The following is a 2,365-nucleotide window of genomic DNA, read 5'->3' as shown; positions in this document are numbered from 1 at the left end:
GACAGCCTGCGGCGTGACCGGCTGGGGAGCGATCGGCTGTGATGCGATCGGTTGAATCGTCATATGTCGCGTTCCTTCGTGTCAGACGAGAATGTCGAGGGTGGTCTGGGGGCCATTCAAGATCCTGGCGGTGCGCAGCGAGGATTCATCGGCCAGGGCGTCCCAGCGGTGGCCCGGGCGCGGGTCTCCGGGGAGATCACCGCGGCCGGGGCCGTTGCCGCCCGAACCGGTTCCGAAACCGTTCCGGCCCGGGTCCTGGCCGGCGTCCTGGCTGGCGTCCTGTCCCTGGCCGGCGGGTCCGTTCTGGTCCGAAAGATCCAGGCTTGCGCCAAAACCGGAGTCCGCAAGTTCTTTGCGCAGCTCGGGGAGGATCCCCCGCAGCGCTTCCCGGCCGGTGTCTCCCGGGGCGAACAGTTCGATCCGTACCCCGGTTCCGTCGATGTGGGCGCGCACGGTCAGCGGTCCCAGGTCCTCCGGCGAAACTTTCAGGGTCATGACGTGCTGCCCGTGCGGAGCGCCCACCAGGGTAAACAGCGGCCTGGCCAGCTGCGGCTGAAGCGCCGGCTGCGCGGCCGGGGCTTGCGCCGCCAGCGCAGGAGCGGCCGTCGCCGGGGTCGGCACGGCGGCCTGCGCAGGCCCTGCTGCCGTGTAGCCCGCGGCGGCCAGGCCGTCGACGGCGGGGGCGGGCACGGTGTCCGCCGCCGTACCGGCAGACGGCCCGGGGGTTGCCGACGTCGACGCCGGAGCGGCAGCTGAGGTGGCCAGACCGGGGAGCGCAGCAGATGTCGCGGCCGGAGCCGTCCCGGCTGCAGCGGCGGCGGATACGGCCTGGGTGGAGGTGCCAGGAACCGCTTGGCCGGGAACCGAAGAAGCAGCCGCTCGCGCAAAGTCTGCGGCCGTCTGGGTCCCCGGGGTTCCGGCGCCGCCGGTGCCCGGCGCCGCCTGACCCGTCGCTGCCGGACCCGTGGTGGCGGTGGCGGCACCGGATCCCGATGCCATTCCCTGCGTGGCAGCAGCAGCTCCGGCCGTGGGGTCGCCGGCAGAAGCAACGGCAGCAGCGACGGAAACTCCGGATGCTGTGGCTGCAGCGCCGGTCATTGTGCCAGCGGCCGGTCCGGTCGCACGGGTCGTCACGGCGGAAGCGCCCGCCAGGCTGAGGGCCAACAGACGCGGGTCCAAGGCTGCCCCGGGCTGGGCGCCGGCAGACAGGGCGCCGGCGGAGAGTGAGACGGCAGACAGTGAGACGGTGGCCGTCCCGTCCACCGTGCCGGCCGGCTGGGCCGGCTGACCGGAGCCGTCCACCGGCGCAGTGCCAAGCAGAGGCGCGAAACTCAGCACGGATGCGGCTCCAACTACCTGCGCAGCGCCGGCAAGGGGCCCGGCTCCGGCGGGAGATCCGGCGTCGGACTCCTTCGCTCCCGAGTCCGCCGGGTTGTCCGTCTCCGCACTGCCGTGCCCGGAGGCCGCCGCGAATCCGTGCGCATGATCGTGCGCCGGCTTCCGGGCAGGCGCCGGAGACCCGGCCGCAGCAGCGGCGGCTCGACGCTGCCCAAGCCTCTCACCGGAAGGGTCTGAGGACTTGCGGTGCCCCGAAGGCTGCCCCGCGGCACGGGCATCCGGCGCGTTGTGCCCATCGCGGGCCGCGCCGCCGTTCACGGCGTCGTTCAGGGCGTCGCCGAAGCCGCCCGCGCCGGACGAGCCTTTCCCCGTACGCGTGCCCGTACCCGGCTGGGAGCTCCGGGTCCTGGCAGCTGTGCCGGCGAGTGAGGACGCCAGGTCCACCGGTGTCAGGGGCTTCATGCGCCCGCTCCGGCCGGGACAATCCGCCGGATCGCGGTCAGGTTGGACTGCTGCTCCCAGGCGTCGCGGATCTGGATGGTCTTGCCGGGCACCGGAGCATCGATCGCCTTGCCGTTGCCGAGATAGATGGAGATGTGGTTCCCGCCGAAGCTGATCAGCAGGTCGCCAGGCTTGGCCTCGGCGAGGGACGCCACCGGGGTCCCCTGTTTCATCTGGTCGCTGACCACGCGGGGAAGTTCGATGCCCAGGTCCTTGAAGACCCGCTGCGTGAAGCCGGAGCAGTCCATCCCCGTGGCTGGGTTGGTGCCGCCCCACACATACGGCACCCCGATGTACTTCTTGGCCATGGCAACCACGTCCGTGCCGGTCGCGGCGCCGGCCGGAACCGAGCCGGCGGCCGGCGTTTTGAGGCCGCTCAGCGCGCCCAGTCCCGTAGCGCCGCCCAGCCCCAAGCCGCTGACCAGCGAGGAGATGTCCGTTCCGGAGGAGGCGCTGCTCCCGCCCAACGAGCGCGCGCAGGGGCCTGGAGGCCGGCCCGGACAGAGTCCGGGCACCGGGATTGCTG

2 protein-coding genes are annotated in these 2,365 nt (G+C 72.6%); both read right to left on the bottom strand.

Annotated features, from left to right (window positions below; all coding sequences use genetic code 11):
- Positions 1-81 precede the first annotated feature (81 nt).
- On the bottom strand, positions 82-1,800 hold the full coding sequence (locus tag AB4Y86_RS16920; protein WP_441403328.1) for a flagellar hook-length control protein FliK: 1,719 nt from the start codon (positions 1,798-1,800) through the stop codon (positions 82-84).
- On the bottom strand, positions 1,797-2,365 hold a 569-nt coding region (locus AB4Y86_RS16915; protein WP_441403327.1), incomplete at its 5' end, for a C40 family peptidase. The genes AB4Y86_RS16915 and AB4Y86_RS16920, both read right to left, overlap by 4 nt.

The sequence above is a fragment of the Arthrobacter sp. 2YAF22_2 genome (genome assembly GCF_052114645.1).
GTDB lineage: Bacteria > Actinomycetota > Actinomycetes > Actinomycetales > Micrococcaceae > Arthrobacter.
This window is presented reverse-complemented; position numbering and strand designations above follow the sequence as displayed.

Bases quoted from the DNA above. Each gene is read 5' to 3' on its own strand.
- AB4Y86_RS16920 (WP_441403328.1), bottom strand. From the start codon at position 1,800: ATGAAGCCCCTGACACCGGTGGACCTGGCGTCCTCACTCGCCGGCACA.